The organism is Sphingobium psychrophilum (assembly GCF_012927105.1).
Classification (GTDB): Bacteria; Pseudomonadota; Alphaproteobacteria; order Sphingomonadales; family Sphingomonadaceae; genus Sphingobium; species Sphingobium psychrophilum.
The window spans coordinates 540,545-566,449 of record NZ_JABBFV010000001.1; the positions used below are offsets into that span (position 1 = coordinate 540,545).

At 63.1% G+C, this 25,905-nt stretch carries 24 protein-coding genes; 13 read left to right on the plus strand and 11 right to left on the minus strand.

What is annotated here, in order from left to right:
• Genes HHL08_RS02760 through HHL08_RS02775 form a run of 4 tightly spaced genes read right to left on the minus strand, consistent with a single transcriptional unit; the run spans position 1 to position 3,730 of the window.
• Positions 1-648, minus strand: a complete 648-nt coding sequence (locus HHL08_RS02760; protein ID WP_169570924.1) for a CpaD family pilus assembly protein — start codon at positions 646-648, stop codon at positions 1-3.
• 15 nt (positions 649-663) lie between these two features.
• Positions 664-2,190 (minus strand): type II and III secretion system protein family protein, encoded by a 1,527-nt coding sequence (locus tag HHL08_RS02765; RefSeq protein WP_169570925.1) that lies wholly within the window; start codon positions 2,188-2,190, stop codon positions 664-666.
• Between the two features lies 1 nt (position 2,191).
• Positions 2,192-3,205, minus strand: a complete 1,014-nt coding sequence (cpaB, locus tag HHL08_RS02770; RefSeq protein WP_169570926.1) for a Flp pilus assembly protein CpaB — start codon at positions 3,203-3,205, stop codon at positions 2,192-2,194.
• 51 nt (positions 3,206-3,256) lie between these two features.
• Positions 3,257-3,730, minus strand: coding sequence for an A24 family peptidase (locus HHL08_RS02775; protein WP_169570927.1), 474 nt, complete (start codon positions 3,728-3,730; stop codon positions 3,257-3,259).
• Between the two features lie 51 nt (positions 3,731-3,781).
• Between HHL08_RS02775 and HHL08_RS02780 the strand changes: the two genes are divergently transcribed.
• The gene (locus HHL08_RS02780) at positions 3,782-4,735 is read left to right on the plus strand and encodes an alpha/beta fold hydrolase (protein WP_169570928.1); all 954 of its coding nucleotides are present in this window, start codon (positions 3,782-3,784) and stop codon (positions 4,733-4,735) included.
• On the plus strand, positions 4,732-5,829 hold the full coding sequence (locus HHL08_RS02785; RefSeq protein ID WP_169570929.1) for an NAD(P)/FAD-dependent oxidoreductase: 1,098 nt from the start codon (positions 4,732-4,734) through the stop codon (positions 5,827-5,829). The genes HHL08_RS02780 and HHL08_RS02785 overlap by 4 nt, the downstream gene beginning before the upstream one ends.
• A gap of 5 nt (positions 5,830-5,834) precedes the next feature.
• Here the strand turns inward: HHL08_RS02785 and HHL08_RS02790 are convergent, their stop codons facing one another.
• Complete coding sequence (locus HHL08_RS02790; protein ID WP_169571105.1) at positions 5,835-7,139, minus strand: lipopolysaccharide biosynthesis protein; 1,305 nt, start codon at positions 7,137-7,139, stop codon at positions 5,835-5,837.
• Between the two features lie 194 nt (positions 7,140-7,333).
• On the opposite strand from HHL08_RS02790, the gene HHL08_RS02795 reads away from it, so the two are divergent.
• Together HHL08_RS02795 and HHL08_RS02800 are read left to right on the plus strand one after the other, a co-directional pair.
• Positions 7,334-8,104: a phosphocholine cytidylyltransferase family protein gene (locus HHL08_RS02795; RefSeq protein WP_169570930.1), complete on the plus strand. Its 771-nt coding sequence runs from the start codon at positions 7,334-7,336 to the stop codon at positions 8,102-8,104.
• Between the two features lie 410 nt (positions 8,105-8,514).
• Complete coding sequence (locus HHL08_RS02800) at positions 8,515-9,240, plus strand: hypothetical protein (protein ID WP_169570931.1); 726 nt, start codon at positions 8,515-8,517, stop codon at positions 9,238-9,240.
• A 260-nt stretch (positions 9,241-9,500) separates the two neighbouring features.
• Here HHL08_RS02800 and HHL08_RS02805 read toward each other — a convergent pair whose 3' ends face one another.
• Genes HHL08_RS02805 through HHL08_RS02815 form a run of 3 tightly spaced genes read right to left on the minus strand, consistent with a single transcriptional unit; the run spans position 9,501 to position 12,128 of the window.
• The gene (locus tag HHL08_RS02805; protein ID WP_169570932.1) at positions 9,501-9,938 is read right to left on the minus strand and encodes an HIT family protein; all 438 of its coding nucleotides are present in this window, start codon (positions 9,936-9,938) and stop codon (positions 9,501-9,503) included.
• Positions 9,935-11,038 (minus strand): CDP-alcohol phosphatidyltransferase family protein, encoded by a 1,104-nt coding sequence (locus HHL08_RS02810; protein ID WP_169570933.1) that lies wholly within the window; start codon positions 11,036-11,038, stop codon positions 9,935-9,937. Before HHL08_RS02810 ends, HHL08_RS02805 begins: the two co-directional genes overlap by 4 nt.
• A 4-nt stretch (positions 11,039-11,042) precedes the next feature.
• Entirely contained in the window at positions 11,043-12,128 is a 1,086-nt protein-coding gene (locus tag HHL08_RS02815) for a glycosyl transferase (RefSeq protein WP_169570934.1), read from the minus strand.
• A gap of 190 nt (positions 12,129-12,318) precedes the next feature.
• Here HHL08_RS02815 and HHL08_RS02820 point away from each other — a divergent pair, with 190 nt between their 5' ends.
• The 9 genes from HHL08_RS02820 (at position 12,319) to lpdA (ending at position 23,052) form a co-directional block, all read left to right on the plus strand.
• A complete protein-coding gene (locus tag HHL08_RS02820; protein WP_169570935.1) occupies positions 12,319-13,107 on the plus strand; it encodes a succinate dehydrogenase iron-sulfur subunit in 789 nt (262 codons plus the stop codon).
• A gap of 2 nt (positions 13,108-13,109) precedes the next feature.
• Complete coding sequence (locus HHL08_RS02825; RefSeq protein WP_169570936.1) at positions 13,110-13,571, plus strand: PaaI family thioesterase; 462 nt, start codon at positions 13,110-13,112, stop codon at positions 13,569-13,571.
• A complete protein-coding gene (gene zapE / locus HHL08_RS02830) occupies positions 13,568-14,680 on the plus strand; it encodes a cell division protein ZapE (RefSeq protein ID WP_169570937.1) in 1,113 nt (370 codons plus the stop codon). The genes HHL08_RS02825 and zapE overlap by 4 nt, the downstream gene beginning before the upstream one ends.
• Positions 14,681-15,086: 406 nt before the next feature.
• Complete coding sequence (gene mdh, locus HHL08_RS02835; protein WP_169570938.1) at positions 15,087-16,049, plus strand: malate dehydrogenase; 963 nt, start codon at positions 15,087-15,089, stop codon at positions 16,047-16,049.
• A 102-nt stretch (positions 16,050-16,151) separates the two neighbouring features.
• The gene (locus HHL08_RS02840) at positions 16,152-16,442 is read left to right on the plus strand and encodes a GIY-YIG nuclease family protein (protein WP_169570939.1); all 291 of its coding nucleotides are present in this window, start codon (positions 16,152-16,154) and stop codon (positions 16,440-16,442) included.
• Positions 16,443-16,490: 48 nt separating this feature from the next.
• Positions 16,491-17,375: a succinate--CoA ligase subunit alpha gene (gene sucD / locus HHL08_RS02845; protein ID WP_169570940.1), complete on the plus strand. Its 885-nt coding sequence runs from the start codon at positions 16,491-16,493 to the stop codon at positions 17,373-17,375.
• A gap of 90 nt (positions 17,376-17,465) precedes the next feature.
• Complete coding sequence (locus HHL08_RS02850) at positions 17,466-20,261, plus strand: 2-oxoglutarate dehydrogenase E1 component (RefSeq protein ID WP_169570941.1); 2,796 nt, start codon at positions 17,466-17,468, stop codon at positions 20,259-20,261.
• Positions 20,262-20,269: 8 nt separating this feature from the next.
• A complete protein-coding gene (odhB, locus tag HHL08_RS02855; RefSeq protein ID WP_169570942.1) occupies positions 20,270-21,535 on the plus strand; it encodes a 2-oxoglutarate dehydrogenase complex dihydrolipoyllysine-residue succinyltransferase in 1,266 nt (421 codons plus the stop codon).
• A gap of 116 nt (positions 21,536-21,651) precedes the next feature.
• Positions 21,652-23,052 (plus strand): dihydrolipoyl dehydrogenase, encoded by a 1,401-nt coding sequence (gene lpdA / locus HHL08_RS02860; protein WP_169570943.1) that lies wholly within the window; start codon positions 21,652-21,654, stop codon positions 23,050-23,052.
• Positions 23,053-23,123: 71 nt separating this feature from the next.
• Here the strand turns inward: lpdA and HHL08_RS02865 are convergent, their stop codons facing one another.
• The 3 genes from HHL08_RS02865 to HHL08_RS02875 all read right to left on the minus strand — a co-directional run bounded on the left by HHL08_RS02865 (position 23,124) and on the right by HHL08_RS02875 (position 25,849).
• Positions 23,124-23,435, minus strand: a complete 312-nt coding sequence (locus HHL08_RS02865) for a type II toxin-antitoxin system RelE/ParE family toxin (RefSeq protein ID WP_169570944.1) — start codon at positions 23,433-23,435, stop codon at positions 23,124-23,126.
• Positions 23,436-23,439: 4 nt separating this feature from the next.
• A complete protein-coding gene (locus HHL08_RS02870; protein ID WP_169570945.1) occupies positions 23,440-23,697 on the minus strand; it encodes a ribbon-helix-helix domain-containing protein in 258 nt (85 codons plus the stop codon).
• A gap of 88 nt (positions 23,698-23,785) precedes the next feature.
• Entirely contained in the window at positions 23,786-25,849 is a 2,064-nt protein-coding gene (locus HHL08_RS02875) for a transglycosylase domain-containing protein (RefSeq protein WP_169570946.1), read from the minus strand.
• Positions 25,850-25,905 lie beyond the last annotated feature (56 nt).

Consider the following 25,905-nt stretch of genomic DNA (forward strand, 5'->3'; position numbering starts at 1 on the left):
TTATTGCCCTCCCGCCGTCATCTGCTTCAGCTCGCCAGCGCCGGTCGGCGCCTTGTCACGATAGGTGGAAATGGCGCGGTTTGACGTCGCCGTGCGCAGGCCGCTGTCGGTGCCCTGGCCACGGACCAGATCTTCGGGATTGGCGACCATGGCGGCCAGGTTGCTGTTGACGCCGCAGCCGAAATTGGAGCTGGTGCCGAGGTTCATGTCGGTTTCCTGCTTTTCGTGCCAATCCGGGCAGGTGGGAACGCTGGCGGTAGCGCGACGCACGATCAGGCGCACGCTGCCAGCGGGTGCCTGGCCGGCTTCGGCCGAACTGTCGGTCGCGACCAGTAGCCCATAGCGGGCCACGACATTGTCGATATCTTCCCGCAGGACGGGGCTGAAATAGCCGCCATCGGTAACGACGGCGATATTGTCGCCATAGCCAAGGGCGATCGAGGTGAACCAGTCGTTGAGCCGGATGGCTTCGTTCGGGGTCAGGCCGCCATTCGATCCTGCCTGCACGTCGAAGGTGTAGGCGCTATGCCCGACCACCGGCTGGTGGATGGAATCTACGGTGCGATTGGAACGGGGCAGCGCCTGGGCCGTCATGGGCAGCGCAAGGATCGCGATGGTCGCGAACGCTTTGATGGACAGAGAGGTCATGTCTTATTCCTTCCGTCAGAAGCTGAAGCCGGGCGCAACGGCTCCGGACTTCGCCTTGTTGTCGCTGCGCACGGTTGCTGCGGCCTGCGGGCCTACGGGCGTCGGAGAACCCGGCGCGCGCGTCGGGCCTTGGCCGCGTGCGCCGCTGATGCCGTCATTGCCCTGCTGCAACAGCAGCCCCTGCGCCTGTGTGGCGTTGCGGAAGCCGTCGGTCGGCAGGCGCACGTCCGACGCATTCATCGGTTTCGCCAGATAAGGCGTGACGATGATGACCAGTTCGGTTTCGGACCGCTGGAAGGAACGTGACTTGAACAGGCTGCCCAGGATCGGGATGTCGCCCAGACCTGGCACCTTGTTTATGCCGTTGCTGGTTTCATTGTTGAGCAAGCCCGCGATCATGAAGGCCTGACCCGATCCCAGTTCCACCGTCGTTTCGGCGGTACGGCTTTTGAGCGCAGGAACGCTGGCATTGAGCGTGAAATCCAGGCTCGACACCGTCGGGCGGACACGCAGCGAGATGCGGCCATCGGCCAGCACGGTCGGCGTGAAGGCCAGTTGCACGCCATATTGCTTGAATTCGATGCTGTTGCCCTGCGTCCCGTTGCTAACGGTGTAGGGATATTCGCCGCCGGCCAGGAAGCTGGCGGTTTCACCCGACAGGGCGGTCAGGTTCGGCTGGGCCAATGTCGTGGACAGGCCGCTCGATTCGGCCAGGTCCAGCGCCGCCGCGACGTCGATGCCCAAAAGCTTTGCAACGCCACCGATGCTGTAACCGCCATTGATGATGTTGTTGAACGTCCAGTAGCTAGGTGTGCCGGTTACGGTCGAGGTGCCGTCGGAGTTCGCCGTCACGGTCGTTTCGCCGCGGGTATAGTTCGCAAAATTGCGCGTGCCGCCGCCGATATAGCCCGACGTGCCTGTTCCGCGATCGACCGATGCGAGGTTGACGCCGATCTTGTGGCCCAGATCCCTGCTGACTTCGGCGATCTTGACCTGCAACATCACCTGCAACGGGGTCGCCATCCGCAGGCGGCTGACCACGGTCACATCTTTGCCGACAAAGGCCTGCGTCAGCCGTTCGGCTTCCGCTGCGTCCTCGGGTGCCTGGATCGTGCCGGTCAGCAGGACCATGCCGTTCATCTTGTTGACCGCGATTTCTGCGCCCGGCATCGCCAGGTCGAGCATGTCATCGATGCTGGTCAGGTTGGTGCCGACCCGGACGGTGCCGGAAAACAGCACCTTGCCGTTGGGTGCGGTGGCGAACACGGTGGTTTCACCGGCCTTCTTCGCGATTAGGTAAAGCTGGTTCTGCGAACGGACATGAACGTCGACCACATCGGGATTGGCGATCACCACGTCCGACATCTTGGCAGGCAGGTTGACGACCCGGCTGCCACCCACCGACATCAGGATCGCATTGTCCTGATTGCTGGCAGGGGCGGCGTTGAGGGCCGTCGTGGGCGCTGCGATCGTGGCGATGGCAAGGCCGAGGGCAATTGCCGGAGCGGCAAGCCGCGGAGCGCGATTGTGCAAGCTCTTCATCTTACTTCCCCCCGACCGGAACTTCGGTCACGTTGGTTCCGCGGGCCACGCGGATCACCGGCCCCTTGAAGGCGACGGTGCCCATGGGCGCACCATTGGCGATGGCCATCGGCGGCAAGGGCGCTTCGGCCTTGGCCGGGACTGAACTGCGCTGGTAGCGCGACACGTCAGCACCGGTCGAATAGGTGGAGCCGCGATCGACCGGGCGTGAGGCGAGCTTCGCGATGATCGACTTTTCGGTGTTCGGATTGGCACCGTCGGGCAGGTCGACGTCAGTGCCGGCAATGGCGGCGTCGAGGTCCGACGCGGTGTCCGCGATCGACCGGAGCGACATGGACAGCGACCCGATGGTCTGCGAAACCGCGATCTTCTCGGCGATCTTGGGCGTCACTTCGATGGTGACGTTGGAATAGGTGCGGACCTCCGGCTTGCCGTCGGCGCCCATCGCATCCATGCGCTGGTCAGTGGCGAGCACGCGCAGGTTACGCAGGATGGTTTCGGATACCTTGAGCGGATCGCCGTCGCCACCGCCATTGACGCTCTGCGTCAGGACGAGGTCGATGCGGTCGCCGGGGAAGACAAAGCCTGCGACCGAGCTTTGCGCCGATACCGGCACCGTCACGGCGCGCATGCCAGGGCCAAGCGCCGCAGCGAGGAAGCCGCGATCGCCGGGCTTGACGATGCCGCCCTGCGTCAGCGGCTGCCCGGCCGTGATGGCGGAGCGCACGACGCTGCCAGCCAGCTTGGCGGGATCGGCCTGACCCTTGAGATAATAGACCTGTTCGATCAGATCCTTGGGCCATGGCTGGAAGCGGAAGCTTTCCGCGTCCAATATGGTGCCCACGGGCAGAGCCTTGGTCGCCACCAGCACATGCGGCTGGTCGGCTTCGTTCGGCATCGCCGCAGCGTTCACCTGTGGCGCGCCCGACGAACTCAACATGCTGCGCGCAAGCAAGGCTGTAGTGACCGCTATGATAAGCGCCCCCACCAGCAGCACGATCTTCTTAGCATCCATGACGAAATTCGCCTCCCTCAAATGGGTGCACTGCCCCCAGTGCCCCACTCATCACGCAAAATGGTTAAAATATCGTTCGCCAAGCAACCACAGCGCTGCGATCGAGATGGCGACGCCATAAGGTATTTCAGGCTGGCCGAGCCTTTTTGTCATCCGATGGTGGATGACCGTGACGATGGTGACCAGGCCGCCCAGGATCGCCATCAGGACGATCATCGACAGCACGGCCTGCCATGGAAACCACAGCGCCAGCGCACCAAGCAGCTTGACGTCGCCGCCGCCCATCATGCCGAACGCGAACAGCGCGGTAAAAAGGGCGAAGACGATGGCCCCGACCAGCAATTGCACGGCAACGCCCGGCCAGAGGTCAAGGCCACTGGCCAGCCACCATAGCGGCGCCAGCGCCGCGACGGCCAGGTTCAGCCGGTTGGAAATGATGCGGGATCGCAAATCCGTGATCGCCGCCGCAATCAGCAGCGCGGCCAAAGCGCCTAATAGCGCCAATCGGAAAATTTCCCCGTTCATGGGGCTTATCCCCTAGACCATATGGCTTACCAAAGGGTAACCACAGGCCAGATGGATTCACCCGACTTCCCTGTTGCCGCATTCGACCGGCGGGCCTGGCCGATGGGCGGGCGGCTGGACTATTGGACCGCGCCCGATGGCTGGCCGATCCGTCGCTATCGGCTGGGGTCCGGCTCGCGCGGGCGGATGATGGTCATGGGCGGCCGCGGCGACATGATCGAAAAATATCTGGAGGTCATCCACCACTGGGCGGCGCGCGACTGGGCCGTGACCAGCTTCGACTGGCGCGGGCAGGGCGGATCGGGCCGACTGACCGACGATCCTCTATGCGGTCATATTGGCGATTTCGCCGAATGGATTGCCGATCTGAACGGGCTGGCGACCGACTGGCGGGCGGAAGGCGACGGGCCGACCGCGATGGTGGCGCATAGCATGGGCGGCCATATGCTGTTGCGCGCGTTGGCCGAAGGGATGCCTTCGCCCGATGCTGCGGCGGTGATAGCGCCGATGCTGGGCGTCCATAGCGCGCCGTTGCCGCGCTGGCTGGCCATGGCGATCGCTTGTTTCATGGTGCGTACCGGCCGGGGCGCGCTGCCCGCCTGGACGCAGAAGGAACAGTCGGACCGGCAGCGGCGGATGCGGCAGAAGCGACTGACGCATGATCCTGATCGCTATGCCGACGAAATCTGGTGGCGCGACCATAGTCGTGAGATCGCGCTAGGTCCGCCGAGCTGGAACTGGGTGCTCCAGGCCCTGGAATCGACGCAGGCTCTGGCGCAAGGTGACGCCATCGCCCGTATCGCCACGCCGCTTCTGATTCTCGCGACCAAGGCGGACCAGCTTGTGTCCACGCCCGCCATCGTCAAGGTCGCGAGGCGGATTGCGGGCGCGCAGCTGCATATTTATGGCCGGGAGGCGGCGCACGAGATATTGCGCGAGCTGGACCCGGTGCGGCGCGATGCGCTCCACCGGATCGATGCTTTTCTGGACGAGTTCGCCTGTTGAATCACCCCGACATCGTCATCATCGGCGGCGGCATCGCCGGAGCCAGCCTGGGCGCGCATCTGGCGGCTGACGCCCGCGTGCTGATTCTGGAGATGGAAGATCGGGCGGGCTATCACGCCACGGGTCGTTCGGTCGCCTTCTGGGAGGAAACCTATGGCGGGGCGGTGGTGCAGCCGCTGACCACGGCGTCGGGGCCGTTCCTCGCCACGCCTGATTCCGATTTTCATGACGGCACTTTTCTGTCGCCGCGCCGGACGCTGCATATCGGACGGGCGGGTGATGAAGCGCGTCGCGATGCGCTGCTCGCCCAATTTGCCGGCAAGGTCGATTTGCGGCTTGTCGATCCCGCTGCGCTGGTGCCGGGGCTGCGGCCCGATTGGACGCTGGGCGTGCTGGAGGCGAGCTGCCAGGATATCGACGTGGCGGCGCTCCATGCGGCCTATCTGCGCCGTTTCCGCCATTTGGGCGGCGAAATTCGGCTCGACACGCGGCTAGTGGCTGGTCAGGCAACGGCAGGTAGCTGGCGGATCGAGACGAACGATGAGACGATCCAGTGCCGCCTGTTGGTCGATGCGGCGGGGGCATGGGCCGATGAAGTCGCGGTCGCCTGCGGCGTTGCCCCGATCGGCATCCAGCCGTTGCGGCGGACCGTGGCGCAATTGCGCGTGCCCACGATGCCGTCGGCCGACCTGCCGCTGGTCATGGACCTGTCCGAACGCTTCTACTTCAAGCCGGAGGGGCAGGGACGGTTGTGGTTGACCCCGCATGACGAGGCATGGTCGCCGCCCTGTGATGCCGCGCCGGAGGAGCTGGCGGTGGCGGAGGCGATCGCCCGGTTCGAGGAGGCGGTCGACTGGCCGATCGCGGCGGTGGAGCGGAAATGGGCGGGGCTGCGCAGTTTCGCCCCCGATCGCGCACCCGTCTATGGCTTCGATCCCGATGTTCCGGGCTTCTTCTGGTTTGCCGGGCAGGGCGGCTTTGGCATCCAGACCGCGCCCGCCGCGGCGCTGCTGGCGAGCGCGTTGGTGCGGGGCGAAACGCCGCCCTTCGCCAGCCTCGAGCCGGGCGCCTATTCGCCCGCCCGGTTTCGCTAACGCCGTCAGCCGCGCATCGCGCGACGGCTGGCCAGCCCCATCATCGCGAAACCAACAAGCGCGGCGGCGACATTGGCCATCGCCGCGCCCTTCGTGCCGTAGAGCGGCAAAAGCGCTGCCTGCGCGCCCAGCAGCAGCAGGGTCGAGACGAAGGTGATGCGCAGCGACAGGCCCGCCCGGTCGGTCGCCATCAGCAGCGGGCGATAGCTGACCCCGATCAGGTCGATGCAGGCGGCGACGCCCAGCATCAGCAGCAGCGGATAAGCGGGCAGGAAATCCTGCCCCGCGATCAGCCCCAGCAGCGGGTGGCCGATCGTCACGATCAGGCCGATGATGACCGCACCTGCCAGCAGCGCCAGCCGGTTGGTGCGGCGGAACAGCGCGCCTAGCGCTTCCTTGCCATGGCTGCTGGTGCGGGACAGTTCGACGAAGATGCTGCGCGAGAGCAGGCTGGAAATCTTCGTCAGCGAATTGGCGAGCTGATTGGCGAGACGATAGAGGCCCGCGCCTGCTGGCCCCACGAAGCCGCCGACGATCAGCACCGCGACCTGCTGGCCGATGGACGACAGGCTAGTCTGGAGATTGGTGGCGGTCAGGAAACCGATGATGCCGGGATTTTCGTGGCGCGCGTCCAGCGCCCGGCCCGCGCGCCAGCGGCCGATCCTTCCACGCCCGACCTTCAGCGCAAGATACCAGTAGCTTATGGCGCATAGCAGTTCGGCAAAGGCCCAGGCGATCAGGAAGCCGCTGATGTCGGGCATGACCGCAAGCGCTACGGCTGCGCCGATCATTCGCCCCACGGGGATCATAGTTTCGGCGAAGGCGGCCGAATCGAACCGGTCGAACAGGCGCAATATGCCGGTCGGGCTGGAGCGGATGGTGACCATCATGACCATACAGAAGGCCCAGACCTGCCATCCCATGTCCGGCCCGATCCCTAGCAGGTCGCCGAAGAGCAGGATGATGGCCGCGGCGATCAGCCCACCTGCGACCGCCGAGGCGAGGTCGATCAGGATGCAGAAGCGCAGCACGCGGTTGAGGGCGTCGCCATTTCCATCGGTCAGATGTGGCTGGCCATAGCGGACGACGATCTGCCAACTGTCGAAGCTGACCAGTGTCTTGATGACGTTGGCGGCGCTCAGCACCAGGGCGAAACGGCCGAAATCGGCCACGCCCAGCGTGCGGGTGACGATGGCAAGATAGGCGAGGCTGAGCACCGCGCCCACGCCCTTGCCGCCCAGCAGCCAGCCGGTATTGGCCAGGATGCGGGCGAAACCGTCCCCCGCCGCGCCCGATCCGCGCTTGAACATCGTCACTCCGTCTGACCAAAGAGCCGTTCGCCCTGAGCCTTTCGAAGGGTCATCCTGCCTTGAAGAAAAGGACGGGGCTTCGACAGGCTCAGCCCGAACGGGCATGGTGCTACCGAAGCGCGCTGTAGGCGAGCGTCGGGGTGAGTGCAAACGCCGCCTTTTTTTTGGCAAAATTGCCCGCTAACAGCGCGCCCATGACGATTACCAAAGCCATCATCCTGTCGGCGGGCCAAGGCTCGCGCCTGTTGCCGCTGACCCGCGACGTGCCCAAATGCATGATCGAATTCAACGGCCGCACCCTTATCAGTTGGCAGATCGCCGCGCTGGTCGCCAATGGCGTGACCGACATCGTCGTCGTCACCGGATTCCGCACCGAGCGGGTCGAGGATCATGCGCTGCAATTGTATCGGGAGACGGGCGCGGGCATCCGTTGCGTGTTCAACCCCTTCTTCCAGGTCGCCGACAATCTGGGCACCTGCTGGATCGTGCGGGAGGAGATGGACCGCGACTTCATCATCCTGAACGGCGACACCATCATATCGGACGAGATAGTCGCGCGCCTGATCGCCGGGGCGCAGGACGCCATCACCGTGACCGTCGATATCAAGGCGGACGGGGACTATGACGATGACGACATGAAGGTGAACCGGGACGCAAGCGGCCGGCTGCACCATATCGGCAAGCGGCTGCTGCCGCCCGACACCAATGCCGAATCGATCGGGATGCTGGCTTTCACCGGCGAAGGCCCGGCGATTTTCCGCAACCAGATCGACCAGATGATGCGCACGCCCGAAGGGGTCGAGCGCTGGTATCTGCGCGCCATCGACATCATCGCGAAGGGCAACCGCGTCGGCACCGCGTCCATCGAGGGGCTGGAGTGGCAGGAGGTCGATTTCCACCAGGATGTCGAGGCCGCGATGGCGCTGACGGCGAAATGGGTCGCGCAGGGGCGCTATGGGAGATAGGCGTCGCTTGGGGCATCGCGGTGACGCGGCGGGCCGAAGTATACAGTGTCATGGGGCGATTCCGGTCAATAGTATCGGTAAAGTCAGCGCGACGCCTCTGTGACGCCCTTGTGGGGTCACGATAGGGTCACGACTGGGGTGCCGGCGGGTCATATCCAGGTCACGCCGACGCGACAGGGACGCTACGCTTATGCGCCGGCGACGCGCCACCTGCGCGACGGCTGGACGCTGCTTACGATTGTGGGGCAGGCGGAGCGGGTTCATCCTTGAGGATAAACCAGACAAAATCCTACATTGGAAGGCTGTTTTGCGGGGTGGACGGGCGGACGGGAACGACCATTTGTTGCCGTTAGATTAAGTTAAATCACCCCCTGATTGCAGACCTTATGCCTCCAAGTTATTCTTCGTCCGTGATCTATCGAATTCGTCATATAATCGCCCGGCCTGCTGGTGGCGGCAGGGGCAATTTTCGCAAACTTTGTTTGATTGCGACACTCTTGCTGGCCTCCGGCTGTTCGATCATCGAGCCGGAGAAAGAGGTTTCTTTTAAAATTACGGTTCGAATAGACACGCCCGAAGGAATTGTGTCGAACTATTCAATATGGAAAGTTTGCATAAAGGATGCTTGGCTAAGTTCTGCCCATGGGACTATATCATATAAATATTTTGGACAGGCGATACCAATAACCTATAAAAGCCGAACAGTTTATGGTCTTCTCAATTCCAAATCAAACCCGGACTTGCCAGTCATCATAATCGCCTACTTATTGAATCAACAGTTTCCTCAAAGAGATTGGCGTAAAAGTTGGAATTCGGCGTTCCCAAGATGGAAATCGGAAAAGAGAAGGTTCACGCTTCCTAAAGAACTTTATCCTCTTTTTGTTCACTTTTCTGACAACAAAAGCTTATCAAGAAATCTTGTTGTCGACGGAAAATCGTTATCTAATGCGCTCGGCAAGAGCGTGAACATTAAGGATATTTATATAGAAATGGTGAATACACAATCTTTGAAGGTTCACAACCTAGATATACCAAAGGACACATATAATGGCCTATTAAATTGGCGTCCGGGAATGAAAGGGTCTCAGTTCGAAATCATTGGTGTGAGCCATTTTGAAAAAGGGCCGCTAGAATAGGCTTTAGCTTTCTATCGGCAGCGAAATACCACCCCGTCGCTTAAACCAGACGGTCGCCTAGCTACCCTTCTTCGTCATTCCCGCGGAGGCGGGAACCCATCTCCCACCCTCTCGACACGGCGCAAAGTCTGGAGATGTTCAGAAGAGTCACGTGCCTCTTCTGAACCCGCCTCCTCGGGGATGACGGTATAGAAACGCGGCGTCCGCTCCCCACCCCCTTTTCGTCATGCCCGCCTGCGCAAGCGTGACGAGCGTTGGCGTTATGCCATTCCCCCGTCGAACCAGCCCTTCAACCAATCCCGCACATCGTCCAACGCGCCGTCCAGCTTGACTGCTGCGCCCAGGTCCGGCTGTACCGGCCAGCCTGCGTCCGGCACCGTCACCCCCGCCGCGCTCCGTTCGCCCTCATAGCGCGGGATGACGTGGAAATGGACATGGGGGTCGACCATCATCAGCATCAGATAGTTGATCTTCGCATAGTCCACCGCTTTGGTCAGCGCCGCCTCGATCGTGGCGGTGACGGTCTTTAACTCAGCATGGGCCTCTGCCGGCAGGTTGCCAAACGCGGTCGCGTCGCTCTTCGCCGCAAGTATCAGCGATCCCAGCGTCGGCTGGGCGGCGCGGAGCAGGACGACCCAATGATCGAAATCCGCGATCAGGGTCGCGGGGTAGCCGAATTTTTCGATCGTGCTGTTCATAGAGCCGCCTCCGCTTCGTCCATCCAACTGACGATCGGCTGGCCGCTGCTTTTGACGGCATAGGCCTGGGCCAGCCGCACGGCATGGACGATCAGCGAGATGACCGTCCACCAGGCCAGCGCGATCAGGCCGATGTCGGGGCGGGCGAAGAGCAGCGACACGAACAGGATCACCATGTTCGGGTTGCGGCGCGCAGTGATGAGGCGGAACTGGCTGTCGAAGGGGCGCCAGACATGGATGTCCATCTTGAAGTCCTTGAGGAACATGCCCTCGATCAGCCGTTGGAGGATATAGCCTGCGATCACCGCGACCATGACCAGCGTGAAGGCCTGGGTCGAGAGCGAGAGGCCCCAATAGGCTAGGCCCGTGCCCCAGAAATACCACCAGAAGGGCGGGTGGACGAGGTCGACGCCATGGTCGATCACATTGCCCCATTTGGACGAGGTGATGGTGCAGCGGGCGAGTTTGCCGTCCACAGTGTCCAGCACCATGAAGATGAAGCCGCTCAAGAAGCCGGTCCAGTACATGCCTTCCGCAAACAGGAAGGTCGCGAGCAGGCAGAGGGTGACGCCGATCACCGACACCATGTTGGGCGTCATCTTGAGCTGCGCGGCGATGCGGGTCAGGATCAGGGCGAGTTCGGGCCAGAGATATTTGGTGAGGATATCGGTGACGCCCTTATAGGCGCCGAAATAGCTTTGCCGCTCGATCGCGCGCCGGGTCGCGGGGGTCAGCTCGCGCACCATCGGCTGTTCCAGCTTGCGCAACTGGCGGTTGTAGAGCTTGCGGCCGTTCGACAGGTCGATGACATGGGGCGCGGCCAGCGGATCGCTGCCCTGCGGCACTTGGCCCACGATCGGCGTGCTGCCCCAGGCGAACAGCGTGCCCGGCGTTTCGAGCACCAGGCGCAGCAGCAGCGGGTCGAAGGCATAGGTCAGGTTGAAGACCAGCTCATGCCCCGGCGCGAGGGTGCTGCCATTCTTCGCGGCGCTTTCCGCCATGCGGCGATTGCGTTCGGCATTGGTCATGCCCCAGATCGGCGTGGCGTTGTCGCCCAGCAGACGGACCGGGCCGAGGGTGGTGGTGAGGCTCTGGGTCATGCTTTCAGCTCTTTGCGGGATGAGAGGTTTGGGCAAAATTCAGGATGAGGTCGGCCTGACGCTGCGAGGCGGGGACCGGGGACAGATCGATCGATTGCTGCATCGCGGCTTCCTGCGCAGTAACGAAGCCGGGTTGCAAGTCGGCGGCGCGAGCGAGGGCTTGGGGAAGGGCGTCGGCGCTGTCGATCACCTGCCCCAGCCGCCAATGGGCGAAGGCGTCGCCTGCGCCGTCGCGATGGTTAAGGTTGAGGAAGATGCAGGGGCGGGGGTGGAGCAGAAACTCATACACCTGGCTCGACACGTCGCCCAGATAGACGTCCGCGCTCATCGTATAGCTCATGTCGATCGAATGGCGGCTGCCCATGTCGACGCGGATATGGGGCGCGTGGCTGACGATCGGGGCGGCGGTGCGCGCCAGCTTGGTATGCGGCGCGATGATGACGTTCCAGCCGGATAGCGATTCCAGCGCGGCGAGCATCTGCGGCGCATGATTGACCCAGGAGGACAGGGCCGGGTCGAAATGCGGATTATAGAGCAGCACCGGATCGTCATTGTAGAAGTAACGCTGGCGCGGCGCCTTCAGTTCGAACTTGGGATAGCCGCCGACGGCGACCGTTTCGGGCGTGCACAGGCCGCGGTCGATCATGCGGTGGCGGTCCTTTTCGCCCGCGACCAGGGTCAGGTCGAAATCGGCATGGCGCCTCTTATAGCCGCCCTCCCGGTCGCCCGCGCCATGTTTGATGAGGATGAGGCGGGACGCGAATCCGGGTACGCGGCGCAGCCAGGCGCTGCTGATCTCCGTCGTCACCAGCGTCGGGAAGCGGGCGATGGTCGCATAATTGAGCAGCAGCGTGGCAAGGCGCGAGGGCTGGCGGAACAGCGAGTCGGGACGCGAGGGCGGACGGCGCAGCCGGACCTGGTGCAAAATCCCCTGGGGATCATAGCTGGCGACCAGCGCCAATAGCTGGTCCGAAGGCGACAATATGCTGACCCGCATGTCGGGACGCCGGGCCAGTTCGAGCGCGGCGGGCAGCCAGTGATAGAGCTGTTGCGCTTCGGCGATGGCGAGAAAGGCGATGTCAGTGGGCAATGAAAGCAAGTCCTACAACGGGAAATCCTGCCCTAGCGATCAGGGCGTAGGACGCAAGCCGGGGCGGGCTTGGCTGCGTGCCCAAATGGGCAGGCTGCGCAGAAACATGGCTTAGGCGCTGGACCTTTGCTCAATTTTTGTTATGCGCAACGCCAACCCTACAGACATATTCGAAGAGGCTCCACGAGCGATGGCCGAATTTGCGTTGCCCAAGAACAGCAAGATCAGTGGCAAGGGTGTGTCCCACCCCGCACCCGCCGGCGCGTCCAATGTGCGCAGCTTCAAGGTCTATCGCTACGATCCCGACTCCGGACAGAATCCGCGTTACGACACGTTCGAGATCGATCTCGACACATGCGGACCGATGGTTCTGGACGCGCTGCTGAAGATCAAGAATGAATATGATCCGACGCTGACATTCCGCCGGTCGTGCCGCGAGGGCATTTGCGGCAGCTGTTCGATGAACATGAACGGCAAGAACGGCCTGGCCTGCACCACCGCGATCGACGAGTGCAGCGGCAAGGATGTGCGAATCACGCCGCTGCCGCATATGGACGTGATCAAGGATCTGGTGCCCGACTTCACCCATTTCTACGCCCAGTATAACTCGATCCAGCCCTGGCTGAAGACTGTGTCGCCGCCGCCGTCGGGCAAGGAGCGGCTCCAGTCGCCCGCGGACCGTGAGAAGCTGGACGGCCTGTACGAGTGCATCCTGTGCGCCTGCTGCTCGACCAGCTGCCCGTCCTACTGGTGGAACAGCGACAAGTTCCTCGGCCCCGCGATCTTGCTCCAGGCCTATCGCTGGCTGGCCGACAGCCGCGACGAATATACCGGCGAGCGGCTGGACGAGTTGGAAGATCCGTTCCGCCTCTATCGCTGCCACACGATCATGAACTGCGCGAATGTCTGCCCCAAGGGCCTCAGCCCGGCCAAGGCGATCGCCGAAACCAAGAAGATGATGGTCGAGCGGCAGCTCTGATCTTGGCCAGTGACGGCGTTGCGGGCGGCGTGCTGCTGACCGACGGGAAATGGGCGGGCTGGACCGGATGGTCCGACCCGCATCCCGACACCTTCCTCCAGGCCATCGGCCGCGGCTATATGCGCGCGACCGGCCCGAACCGGGCACTGGTGGCGCTGGAGACGCGCAGCAGCCATCGCAACAGGATCGGCACGCTGCATGGCGGTTTCCTGGCGGCCTTTGCCGACCATGCGTTTTTTGCCGGGCTGTGGATCATGGGCCTGAAGGACCATGCCAACGGCATGACCATCGACCTGTCGATGCAATATCTGGGCGTAGGCAAAGTTGGGCCGGACTTGGTTGCGGAAGTCGAATTGCTGCGCGAAACCGGGCGGATGCTGTTTCTGCGGATGATCCTGACCCAGGATGGCGCGCCGGTCGCCGCGTCGAGCGCGACCATCCGCAAGGTATCCCCGCCCAAATGACGACGGTTCTGTCCCGCTATCGCGCGCTGGTCGCGGCCGGCGAGTTGCGGCCCGACCCCGACCAGGAGGCCGGCGCCGCACGGCTGGACGCGCTGCAACAGGAACTAGAAGCAGCGCCCGCGCGCGGATCGACGCTGTGGAAGCTGTTGCGCAAGGCACCCGAGCCGCCCCGCGGCCTTTATATGTGGGGCGGGGTCGGGCGCGGCAAATCGATGCTGATGGACCTGTTCTTCGACACGGTGCAGGTCACGCGCAAGAAACGCGCGCATTTCCATGAATTCATGCTCGACGTCCATGCCCGGCTGGCGCAGGCGCGCAAGTCGGAAACGGGCGATCCGATCCCGCCGGTGGTCGAGTCGCTGGCCGACGAAGCGCGATTGCTCTGCTTCGACGAGATGGTCGTGAACAATATGGCCGACGCGGCGATCATGTCGCGGCTGTTCACCGGGCTGCTGGAAAAGCGAGTGACGATCGTCACCACGTCCAACCGCGAGCCGGACGAACTTTATAAGAACGGCCTCAACCGCCAGCTCTTCCTGCCTTTCATCGACCTGATCAAGGTGAAGCTGGACGTGATGACGCTGAACGGGCCGGTCGATTACCGGCGCGACCGGCTGGGCGACGCGACGCTGTGGCATTGCCCCAATGGCGATGACGCGACCCAGGCGCTCAGCACCGCCTTCTTCCGCCTGACCGACTATCCGCCGTCCGACCGCGCCCATGTGCCGTCGGAGGATATCGCCGTGCAGGGCGGCCGGACGCTGCATGTGCCCAAGAGCCTGAAGGGCGTTGCGGTCTTCTCGTTCAAGCGGCTGTGCGCGGAAGCGCGGGGGGCACCCGACTATCTGGCGATCGCGCGCAAATATCATACGGTCATCATCGTCGGCATCCCCGTGCTGGGGCCGGAAAACCGCAACGAGGCCGCGCGCTTCGTGACGCTGATCGACTCGCTCTATGAGTATAAGGTCAAATTGCTGGCGTCGGCCGATGCCGAGCCGGCCCGCCTTTACCCGCAAGGGGACGGTGCCTTCGAATTCGAGCGTACCGTGTCGCGGCTGATGGAAATGCAGTCGGACGACTATCTCGCTTTGGGGCACGGACCCAAATAGGCAAATAGCGTGCTCCCGCGAAGGCGAGAGCCCAGTTTACGCGTCTGGACTGGACTCCCGCCGTCGCGGGAGCACGTATCGCTGTGGATATGATGCATGCAACTCGTCGCCGGGTGGAATCCACCCGTCGGATGTCGTGCGTGCCATTCATCAGGCCGCAATCTTAAGATGCAAAACGGGCCGGGCGCCCCCGAGGAGAAAGGCGCCCGGCAGGATACCGCTGCAGGGAAGGCTGAGGACCAGGGTAGAAGTCCGCAGCGACAGGGTGTGAATCGCTTCTAATGCAATTGCGAATGAATTGCAAAGATAATTTGGACTTGCGGCTTTTGGTAGGTTGAAACCCCCGTCCGAAGGGCGTAGGCGAACCAGCAATTCCAGTAGTCATGGCTCGGAGGACGATTGCAATATGGCCCGTAAGAAGATTGCGCTGATCGGCGCTGGCAATATCGGCGGCACGCTGGCGCACCTGGCGGCGATCAAGGGACTGGGCGACATCGTCCTGTTCGACGTTGCAGAAGGCGTGCCCCAGGGCAAGGCGCTCGACCTGTCGCAGTGCGCCTCGGTCGAAGGGTTCGACGCCAAGATCACCGGCAGCAACGATTATGCTGATATCGCAGGCGCGGACGTCATCATCGTCACCGCCGGTGTCGCCCGCAAGCCCGGCATGAGCCGCGACGATTTGCTGGGCATCAACCTAAAGGTCATGAAGGCCGTGGGCGAGGGCATCGCCGCCAATGCGCCTGACGCTTTCGTCATCTGCATCACCAACCCGCTCGACGCGATGGTGTGGGCGCTGCGCGAATTTTCGGGCCTGCCGCACAATAAGGTCGTGGGCATGGCTGGCGTGCTCGATTCGTCGCGCTTCAACCATTTCCTCGCCGAGGAATTCCAGGTTTCGGCCAAGGACGTCACCAGCTTCGTCCTGGGCGGCCATGGCGACACGATGGTCCCCGTGATCGAATATTCGACCGTCGCGGGCATTCCTGTTCCTGACCTCATCAAGCAGGGTCGTTCCACGCAGGAGCGCATCGACGCCATCGTCGCGCGCACCCGTTCGGGCGGCGGCGAGATCGTCGCGCTTCTGAAGACCGGTTCGGCCTTCTATGCGCCCGCCACCAGCGCGATCGCGATGGCGGAAGCCTATCTGGGCGACAAGAAGCGCCTGCTGCCTTGCGCCGCGAACCTGACCGGCCAATATGGCATCGACAATCTATATGTCGGCGTGCCGGTCATCATCGGCAAGGATGGCGTCGAGCAGATCATCGAGATCGAACTGAACGAGGAAGCCAAGGCGAACCTCACCGTGTCGGTCGATGCCGTCAAGGAATTGCTGGAAGCGTGCAAGGGTATCGATCCCTCGCTCGCCTGAGCTTTTGGTTAGGCTGCTGTTCCCCGGCGAAGGCCGGGGTCCAGTCCCACGCTCCGAACTGGACCCCGGCCTTCGCCGGGGAACAGCATAAGGAAGTGGGAAATGAATAAAGCCGGTTACGTCTACATCATGGCCAGTCAACAAAATGGCACTTTGTATATCGGCGTAACCAGCAATCTGGTGCAGCGGGTTTATCAGCATCGCAACGGGCTGATCGATGGGTTCACCAAAAAATATAACTGCAAAATTCTGGTCTGGTATCTGGCTTTTGATAATTTGGATGAAGCAAGGCACCGGGAGTTGCAAATGAAAGAGTGGCGACGGGCCTGGAAGCTTCGGGAAATCGAAGCGGTTAATCCACAATGGAACGACCTCTACCTGTCGCTGATGTAGGAACTGGACCCCGGCCTTCGCCGGGGCACGCAAAGGACCGGAAAATATATGTCGATCCTCATTAACAAGAACACCAAGGTCATCACTCAGGGTATGACCGGTGCCACCGGCACCTTCCACACCGAACAGGCCCTGGCCTACGGCACCCAGATGGTTGCCGGCGTGACCCCCGGCAAGGGCGGCACCAGCCATATCGGCCTGCCCATGTACGACACCGTCGCGGAAGCCAAGTCGAAGACCGGCGCCGACGCATCGGTCATCTACGTGCCGCCGCCATTTGCGGCCGATTCGATTCTGGAAGCGATCGACGCGGAAATCCCGCTGATCGTCGCGATCACCGAAGGCATTCCGGTCCTCGACATGGTCCGCGTGAAGCGCGCTTTGTCGGGCAGCAAGTCGCGCCTGATCGGCCCGAACTGCCCCGGCGTGCTGACGCCCGGCGAATGCAAGATCGGCATCATGCCCGGTTCGATCTTCTCCAAGGGTTCGGTCGGCGTCGTGTCGCGTTCCGGCACGCTGACCTATGAAGCCGTGTTCCAGACCACCAATGCGGGCCTGGGCCAGACCACCGCGGTCGGCATCGGCGGCGATCCGGTCAACGGCACCAACTTCATCGACGTGCTGGAGCTGTTCCTGGCCGACGAGGCCACCCATTCGATCATCATGATCGGTGAAATCGGCGGCGACGCCGAAGAACAGGCCGCCCAGTTCCTGATCGACGAGGCCAAGCGTGGCCGCAAGAAGCCGATGGCTGGCTTCATCGCCGGTCGTACCGCCCCTCCGGGTCGTCGCATGGGTCATGCCGGCGCGATCGTGTCGGGCGGCAAGGGCGACGCGGAAAGCAAGATCGCGGCGATGGAAGCGGCCGGCATCAAGGTCGCTGCCAGCCCGTCCGAACTGGGTTCGACGCTGGTTGAAGTGCTGAAGGGCTAATCAGCGCCACTCTATGAAGGGCGGCCGGGCTGCACCCCGGCCGCTATTTTCCCGCTCCGCGACTGCACGCGGCTGGGATGGGACAAGGCAATGGGTTACGAGAACCAGGAATTCGAGACAGAGCGCGGGCCAAGCTGGGCGCGCGACAATTGGCCGCTGACGGAAACGGACGACCTGACCGGGGCGCTTGACCCCACGCAGATGCAGGTGGCCGTGAAGGCCGCCGCCAAAGCGCAGGGGAAGCCCGCATCCGAAGCGGACATCGCCGAAGCGGCCGAAGACGCCATCCGCGCGCAGATGCTGATCCGCACCTATCGCGTGCGGGGCCATCTGGCCGCCAATCTCGATCCGCTGGGCCTGACCCAACGCGATCTGCCGGCGGACCTGACGCCGGAATATCATGGCCTGACCAACCCGGCCAAGAAGGTGTTCCTGGGCGGCACGCTGGGCCTGCAATTTGCGACCGTGGCGGAAATCGTCGCGATCCTGCGCGCCAATTATTGCGGCAATGTCGGCCTGGAATATATGCACATCGCCGATGTGGAGGAACGCCGTTTCCTTCAGGACCGGCTGGAGGGCAAGGACAAGGAAATCCAGTTCACGCCCGAAGGCAAGAAGGCGATCCTGGCCAAGGTCATTCAGGGCGAGCAGTATGAGAAGTTCCTGGGCCGCAAATATGTAGGCACCAAGCGGTTCGGCCTGGACGGCGGCGAATCGATGATTCCCGCGCTCGAAGCCATCATCAAATATGGCGGCGCGCTGGGCGTGCGCGAGATCGTCTATGGCATGGCCCATCGTGGCCGGCTGAACGTGCTGGCCAATGTGCTGGCCAAGGGTTTTCGCGTCATCTTCCACGAATTTTCGGGCGGCACTGCCAATCCCGAAGATGTCGGCGGTTCGGGCGATGTGAAATATCATCTTGGTACGTCCACCGACCGCGAGTTCGACGGCATCAAGGTGCATATGTCGCTGGTGCCCAACCCGTCGCATCTGGAAACGGTCGATCCGGTGGTCCTGGGCAAGGTCCGCGCGCAGCAGACCTTCCGCGACGACCTGCGCAAGCATGAGCAGGTGTTGCCAGTGCTGATCCACGGTGACGCGGCGTTCGCTGGCCAGGGGATCGTCTGGGAATGCCTGGGCTTTTCCGGTGTGTCGGGTTACAATACCGGCGGCTGCATCCATTTCATCGTCAACAACCAGATCGGTTTCACGACCAGCCCGCAATTTTCGCGCGGCTCGCCCTATCCAAGCGACGTGGCCAAGGGCGTTCAGGCGCCGATCCTGCACGTCAATGGCGACGATCCCGAAGCGGTGACCTTCGCATGCAAGCTGGCGATCGAATATCGCCAGACCTTCCACCGCGACATCGTGATCGACATGTGGTGCTATCGCCGGTTCGGGCATAATGAAGGCGACGAGCCTTCGTTCACCCAGCCGCAGATGTACGCCAAGATCCGCCAGCATCCCCCCGTCAGCGACGTCTATTCGGCGCGGCTGAAGGCGCAGGGCGTGGTCGACGACGATTATGTGAGCCAGGTGACGGGCGAATTCGTCAACCATCTGGAGGACGAGTTCGAGGCGTCCAAGAGCTACAAGGCCAACAAGGCCGACTGGTTTGCGGGCCGCTGGTCTGGGCTGCACAAGCCAGCCGACGCGGAAACCAGCCGCCAGAGCGTGGAATCGGCGATCTCCAACAAGCTGTTCGACAGCCTGGGCAAGACGCTGACCACCGTGCCGCAGGGCCATGTCGTCCACAAGACGTTGCAGCGCGTGCTGGACGCCAAGGCCGAGATGTTCAAGTCCGGCGCCGGTTTCGACTGGGCGACCGGCGAGGCCCTCGCCTTTGGATCGCTGTTGTCGGAAGGCTATGGCGTGCGCCTGTCGGGCCAGGATTCGGGTCGCGGCACGTTCAGCCAGCGGCACGCGGTCTGGGTCGACCAGGGGTCGGAGAACAAGTACATCCCGCTCGCGACCGTGCCGCATGGCCGGTTCGAGGTGCTGGACAGTCCGTTGTCCGAATATGGCGTGCTGGGCTTCGAATATGGTTTCGCGCTGGCGGACCCCAAGAGCCTGGTGATCTGGGAAGCGCAGTTCGGCGATTTCGCCAATGGCGCGCAGATCATCTTCGACCAGTATATCGCGTCGTCGGAAACCAAGTGGCTGCGCTCCAACGGGCTGGTCTGCCTGTTGCCGCACGGCTATGAGGGGCAGGGGCCGGAACATAGTTCGGCGCGTCTGGAACGCTTCCTTCAGCTGTGCGCCGAAGGGAATATCCAGGTCGCCAACATCACGACCCCGGCGAATTATTTCCACGCGCTGCGTCGTCAGATGCTGCGGCCGTTCCGCAAGCCGCTGATCATCATGGCGCCCAAGTCGCTGCTGCGCCACAAGGGCGCGGTCAGCAAGGCCGAGGATTTCCTGGGGCAGACGCACTTCAAGCGCATCCTGTCGGACCCCAACGGGTCGGCCGACAAGGACACCAAGCGGTTGGTCCTGTGTTCCGGCAAGGTCTTCTACGACCTGATGGAAGCGCGTGACGCGGCCGACGACAAGGACGTGCAGATCGTTCGCATCGAACAGATCTACCCGTTCGCGACCGACGCCCTGGCCACGCGCATCGAGCGCATGACCAAGCTGGAAGAGGTCGTTTGGTGCCAGGAAGAACCGCGTAACAATGGCGCATGGTTCTTCGTCGAACCCTATGTCGAGGAAGCGCTGGACAAGGCCGGCAAGGCGCCGATGCGCGCCCGCTATGCCGGTCGCAAGGCCGCCGCGTCGCCCGCCACGGGCCTCGCCAAGCGCCATGTCGCCGAGCAGGGCGCTCTTGTCGCCGATGCGCTGGGTCACAGCGTCCGCACCGAAATCCGTCGCCAGAAGAAAGGCTGATCAAGCTCATGGCTACCGAAGTCAAAGTCCCAACACTGGGCGAATCCGTTACCGAAGCAACCGTTGGCCAGTGGCTGAAAAAGCCCGGTGAGGCCGTGAAGGTAGACGAACCGATCGTCAGCCTGGAAACCGACAAGGTTGCGGTCGATGTGCCGTCGACCGTCGCCGGTGTCATGGGCGATATCGTCGCCAAGGAAGGCGACACGGTCAATGTCGGCGCGTTGCTGGCCTATGTGAACGAAGGTGCGGCTGCTGCGGCCGCACCTGCCGCTGCTGCTCCCGCGCCCGCTGCCAAGGCGGAAGCCGCTGCGCCGGCTCCGGCCGCTGCGACCCCGGCCGTGTCTGACGATGAGGATAGCGGCAACCTGACGCTGTCACCGGCGGTCCGCCGCCTGGTGCTGGAACATGGCCTTGACCCCAGCAAGATCAAGGGCACCGGCAAGGACGGCCGCCTGACCAAGGACGACGTCACCGCCGCCGTCGCCGCCGGTACGGCCAAGGCCGCCGCGTCGACCCTGGCCGCGGCGCCCGCCGCCGCCGAAGCGCCCGCCGGCACGTCGGTTTCTGGCCCAAGCCGCGCGCAGGAACGGGTGAAGATGACCCGCCTGCGCCAGACGGTCGCCAAGCGGCTGAAGGAAGCGCAGAACACCGCCGCGCTGCTGACGACGTATAACGACGTCGACATGACCAACATCATCGAGGCGCGCGCGAAGTATAAGGATCTGTTCGAGAAGAAGCATGGCGTCCGCCTGGGCTTCATGGGCTTCTTCACGAAGGCCGTCTGCATGGCGCTGCGCGACATTCCGGGCGTCAATGCGCAGATCGAAGGCGACGAGATCGTCTATAATAATTTCTGCGATATCTCGGTCGCCGTGTCGGCACCCACCGGCCTGGTTGTTCCGGTCATCCGCAACGCCGAGGCGCTGAGCGTCGCGGACATCGAAAAGACGATCGGCGGCTTTGGCAAGAAGGCCAAGGAAGGCAAGCTGACCATGGAAGATATGAAGGGCGGCACCTTCACCATCTCCAATGGCGGCGTGTTCGGTTCTCTGCTGTCCAGCCCGATCATCAACCCGCCCCAGTCGGCGGTCCTGGGCCTGCACCGCATTGAGGAACGCCCGGTCGTCCGCAACGGGCAGATCGTGGCGCGTCCGATGATGTATTTGGCGCTTAGCTACGACCATCGCATGGTTGACGGTCGCGAAGCGGTGACGTTCCTGGTCGCGGTGAAGAACGCGATCGAAGATCCGACCCGGCTGCTGATCGACCTGTAAAGGTCGGAAGCAGACACCATATCCGTTCGGGCTGAGCCTGTCGAAGCCCCGTCCTTCCTGAAGGACAAAAGAAGAAGTACAGCCCTTCGACAGGCTCAGGGCGAACGGAGATTGTTATGTCTGACTTCGATTATGACGTTCTGGTGATCGGCGCTGGTCCCGGTGGTTATGTCGCCGCGATCCGCGCGGCGCAGCTGGGCCTCAAGACCGCCTGCGCGGAAAGCCGCGAGACGTTGGGCGGCACCTGCCTCAATGTGGGGTGCATCCCGTCCAAGGCAATGTTGCACGCATCGGAACTGTATGACGAGGCGGCCAATGGCACGCTCGCCAAGCTGGGCGTCAAGATCGACAAGATGAGCCTGGACCTGCCCACCTTGCAGGGCCAGCGCGTCGACGCGGTGAAGGGCCTGACCGGCGGCATCGAGTTCCTGTTCAAGAAGAACAAGGTGACCTGGCTGAAGGGCCTGGCCAGCTTCACCGGCGCGAACACCGTCGAGATCAATGGCGAGAAGGTGACGGCGAAGAATATCGTCATCGCCACCGGATCATCGGTCACGCCGCTTCCGGGCGTTGCGGTCGATAATAAGGGCGGCAGAATCGTGGACTCCACCGGCGCGCTGGAACTGGACAAGGTGCCGGGGCATCTGGTCGTGGTCGGCGGCGGTGTCATCGGTCTGGAGCTGGGTTCGGTCTGGAAGCGGCTGGGCGCGAAGGTCACCGTGGTCGAATATCTCGACCAGATCCTGCCCGGCATGGACGGCGAAGTCCGCAAGGAAGCCAATAAGATCTTCAAGAAGCAGGGCTTCGAATATCGCTTGGGCACCAAGGTAACGGGCGCGCAGGTCGGCAAGAAGGGGGTGACCCTGACCGTCGAACCCGCCGCCGGTGGTGAAGCCGAGACGATCGAGGCGGATGTCGTACTCGTTTCGATCGGCCGTCGTCCCAACACCGAAGGGCTTGGCCTCGACAAGATCGGCCTGGAACTGAACGCGCGCAGCCAGATCGAGACGGACCATGAGTTCGGCACGAAGGTTCCGGGCGTCTGGGCGATCGGCGACGTCATCCCCGGCCCGATGCTGGCGCACAAGGCCGAGGATGAAGGCATTGCCGTGGCGGAGAATATCGCGGGCCTGACCGGCATCGTAAACCATGACCTGATCCCGTCGGTAGTCTATACCAAGCCTGAGATTGCGGGCGTGGGCCTGACCGAAGAAGCCGCCAAGGAAAAGGGCGCGATCAAGGTCGGCAAATTCCCGATGATGGCCAACAGCCGCGCCAAGACCAATCATGAGCCGGACGGCTTCGTGAAGATCATCGCCGACGCCGAGACCGACAAGGTGCTGGGCGTGTGGATCATCGCCGTGCCCGCGGGCACGATGATCGCGCAGGCGGCGCAGGCGATGGAATTCGGCGCGTCGAGCGAGGACATCGCCTATACCTGCCACGCGCATCCCACGCATAGCGAGGCGATCAAGGAAGCGGCGATGGCCGTGCAGGGCAAGCCGATCCATATGTGATCGGGTTTGCTATCGTGGGTTGAAGGAAGGGGCCTCCGCCATGCGGGGGCCTTTTCTTTTCGAGTTAGGCGTCAGGCCCAATCCTGCCGGAACTGGTCGATCTGGTGCATCCGTTCATGCAGAATCGTCACGATACCGACGGCACCGTCCGGCAGGATACGCCAATAGATATAATGGCGCTCATAACGGGAATAGAAGCCGCCGACGTCCATCTCCGCAGGAATGTCCCGCCAGATGCAGCGTCGCGCGCCGATAGCTTCAAACTGCGCGAAAAGGCCGCGAATATAATGTTCGGCCTGATCTTGGCCCCAATGGTCGCGTGTGTAACGAAAGATGTCGTCGATCCGCCGCCCTGCGGCCTGCTGTACGCGATAGACGGGCATCCGCTTATCGGCGGGCGTTACGAGCGATGATCATATTGGCATCAAGCGATTCATAGTCGTTCTCAGGCGCAGCAAATGCTTGGGCCAGCTCCGCCTTGAGTTTTGCCAAACGCTGGCCTTCCACCCGTTCCTTGTCCCGTCGGATGAGGTCGCGAACATATTCGCTGATATTTTCATAAGCGCCATCATCGCCGACATTGGTCGAGACGAAATCGCTAAGCGCGCCGCTGACTCGCACATTTAAGGTCATAAGCTTGGACATGATGCCACCTTTTGTCCACAGGATATGGAATAATCAGGACAGTGGCAAGGCGCGCAGGTATATTAAACGCGCCATATTAGGCACCCTGTTAAGGCCCGCCATCCTCGCCATCATCGGGCTGCGTCGGCGCCATCCTTGGCGGTTGCGTGCCTGACGGTCCCGCGGGCTGGTCGCTCGGCAGCCGTATCTGCCCGCCGCCGATATTCACGGTCATCCCGCCCCCATCTTTGTCAAAGTCCACGCCGAGGCCGACATTGCCGATGCCGGTTTCGACCGTCACATTGGCGATGGCGTTGACCAGGTCCGCGTCCTGCGTTTCTTCCGGCGCGTCCTCGACCGGCTCGTTGATGGCGCCGCTCATGAAATTGCGCCAGATGCGTGCGGGCACGCCGCCGCCGGCTGCGCCGCCGGGCAGGGGGGTGTTGTCGTCATTGCCGATCCATACCGCCGTCACCAAGCCCCCGGCATAGCCCACGAAAATGGCGTCGCGGCTGTCCTGCGTCGTGCCCGTTTTCCCGAAGGTGCTGGTGCGCAGCGCCGCCGCGCTGCCGGTGCCGCGATTGGCGGCGGAGGAGAGGAGGTCGCGGATCATGTCGAGCTGATCCTGGCTGAATTGCCGCTGGCGCTGCATCAGCTTTGCGAACCAGCCCTGTTCTTCGGGCGGCAGGCCATGGGCCAGCACCGGATAGGCGCCCGCTGCGACCGACGCATAGGCTTCAGCCAGTTCGACCAGCGGGATTTCCGACGTGCCAAGCGCGAGGCTGAGATCCTCGGTCAACGGCGCGGTGACGCCCAGGTCGCGGGCGACCTTGATGACATTGTCGACGCCGACCTTCTGCGTCAGGCGAACGGCCGCGACGTTGCTCGACGCAGCAAAGGCCTGACGCAGGGTGATGCGGCCGCGATATTTGCCGCCATGGTTGGCGGGCCGATAGGTGCCGGTGGTGATCGGCGTGTCGTCTATCATGTCGTCCGGGGTCATCCCCGCGCGGAAGGCGGCGAGATAGACGAACAATTTGAAGGTCGATCCGGGCTGACGCTTGGCCTGCACCGCGCGGTTGAAGCTGCTCTTGGCATAATTTTTGCCGCCGACCATGGCGACGACGCTGCCGTCTGGCTTCATCGCCACCAAGGCGGCCTGCGCGCCGCCCAAAGGCGCGCGGCGGATGGCGGCTTCGGCGAGGCGCTGGATGCGCCAGTCGAGGGTGGTTTCGATTTTCTGCTCGCCATAGACCGCACCCGCGCGGTCGCGCGCCTGGGGCAGCACCCAGTCGGCGAAATAGGTGCCGGTGGTGGCGTCGGGCGTGTCATGGACGTTGAGCCGCGCTGGGGGCAGGGCGTTGCGCTCCGCCTGGTTGATATAGCCCGCATCGACCATCGCCTGCGTCACCAGCGCGGCGCGGGTGCGCGCGCCTTTCAGGTTGCTGGTGGGGGCGAGGCGGGAGGGCGCCTTCAAAAGCCCTGCCAGCATCGCGGCCTGCGGGATGGTCAGCCGTTCGGGCGCGCGGTTGAAATAATGGAGCGCGGCGGCGCGCAGGCCGTACACATTGTCGCCGAAATAGACGTTGGAGAGATAGCGCTCCATGATCTGGTCCTTGGTCAGCCAGGCTTCCAGCCAGAGCGCGATCAGCGCCTCGCGCGCCTTGCGGCCGAAAGTGCGGTCGCTGGACAGGAAGACGCCCTTGGCCAGCTGCTGCGTGATCGTGCTGCCGCCCTGCGACGATCCGTCCGACCAGAGATTATGCCACATGGCGCGGGCGATGCCGCGCGGATCGACGCCCCAATGGGTCATGAAGCGGCGATCCTCGATCGCCATGAAGGCTTGGGGCACATGGGCCGGCAGGTCCGCCATCGTCACGGGCTTGTCGATCACCGCGCCGCGCCGGGCGATCAGGTGGCCGTCCGCCGACGTCAGGCTGATGCTGGGCGGGGCGATCGGCTTCAAGGAACGGGAGAGCGGCGCGGTGACCGCGAGCCAGGCGATCAGGATCATCAGCACGGCCAGGCCCGCCGCGACCACCCAACCGGCGATCTGGAGCCGGCGACGCCAGGGCGTAGGGCGAGCGAAGGCACTGGGCGGACCCGCGCCGAATTCGCGCGGGGACTGCGCGAAAGGATCGAGTGGAGCGGAGTCGGGCATCTCTTCGGTCATACTGTGTTGTTCACATCATACAGTCAAGCCTGTCCCGCACCGGGACAGCCCGAAAT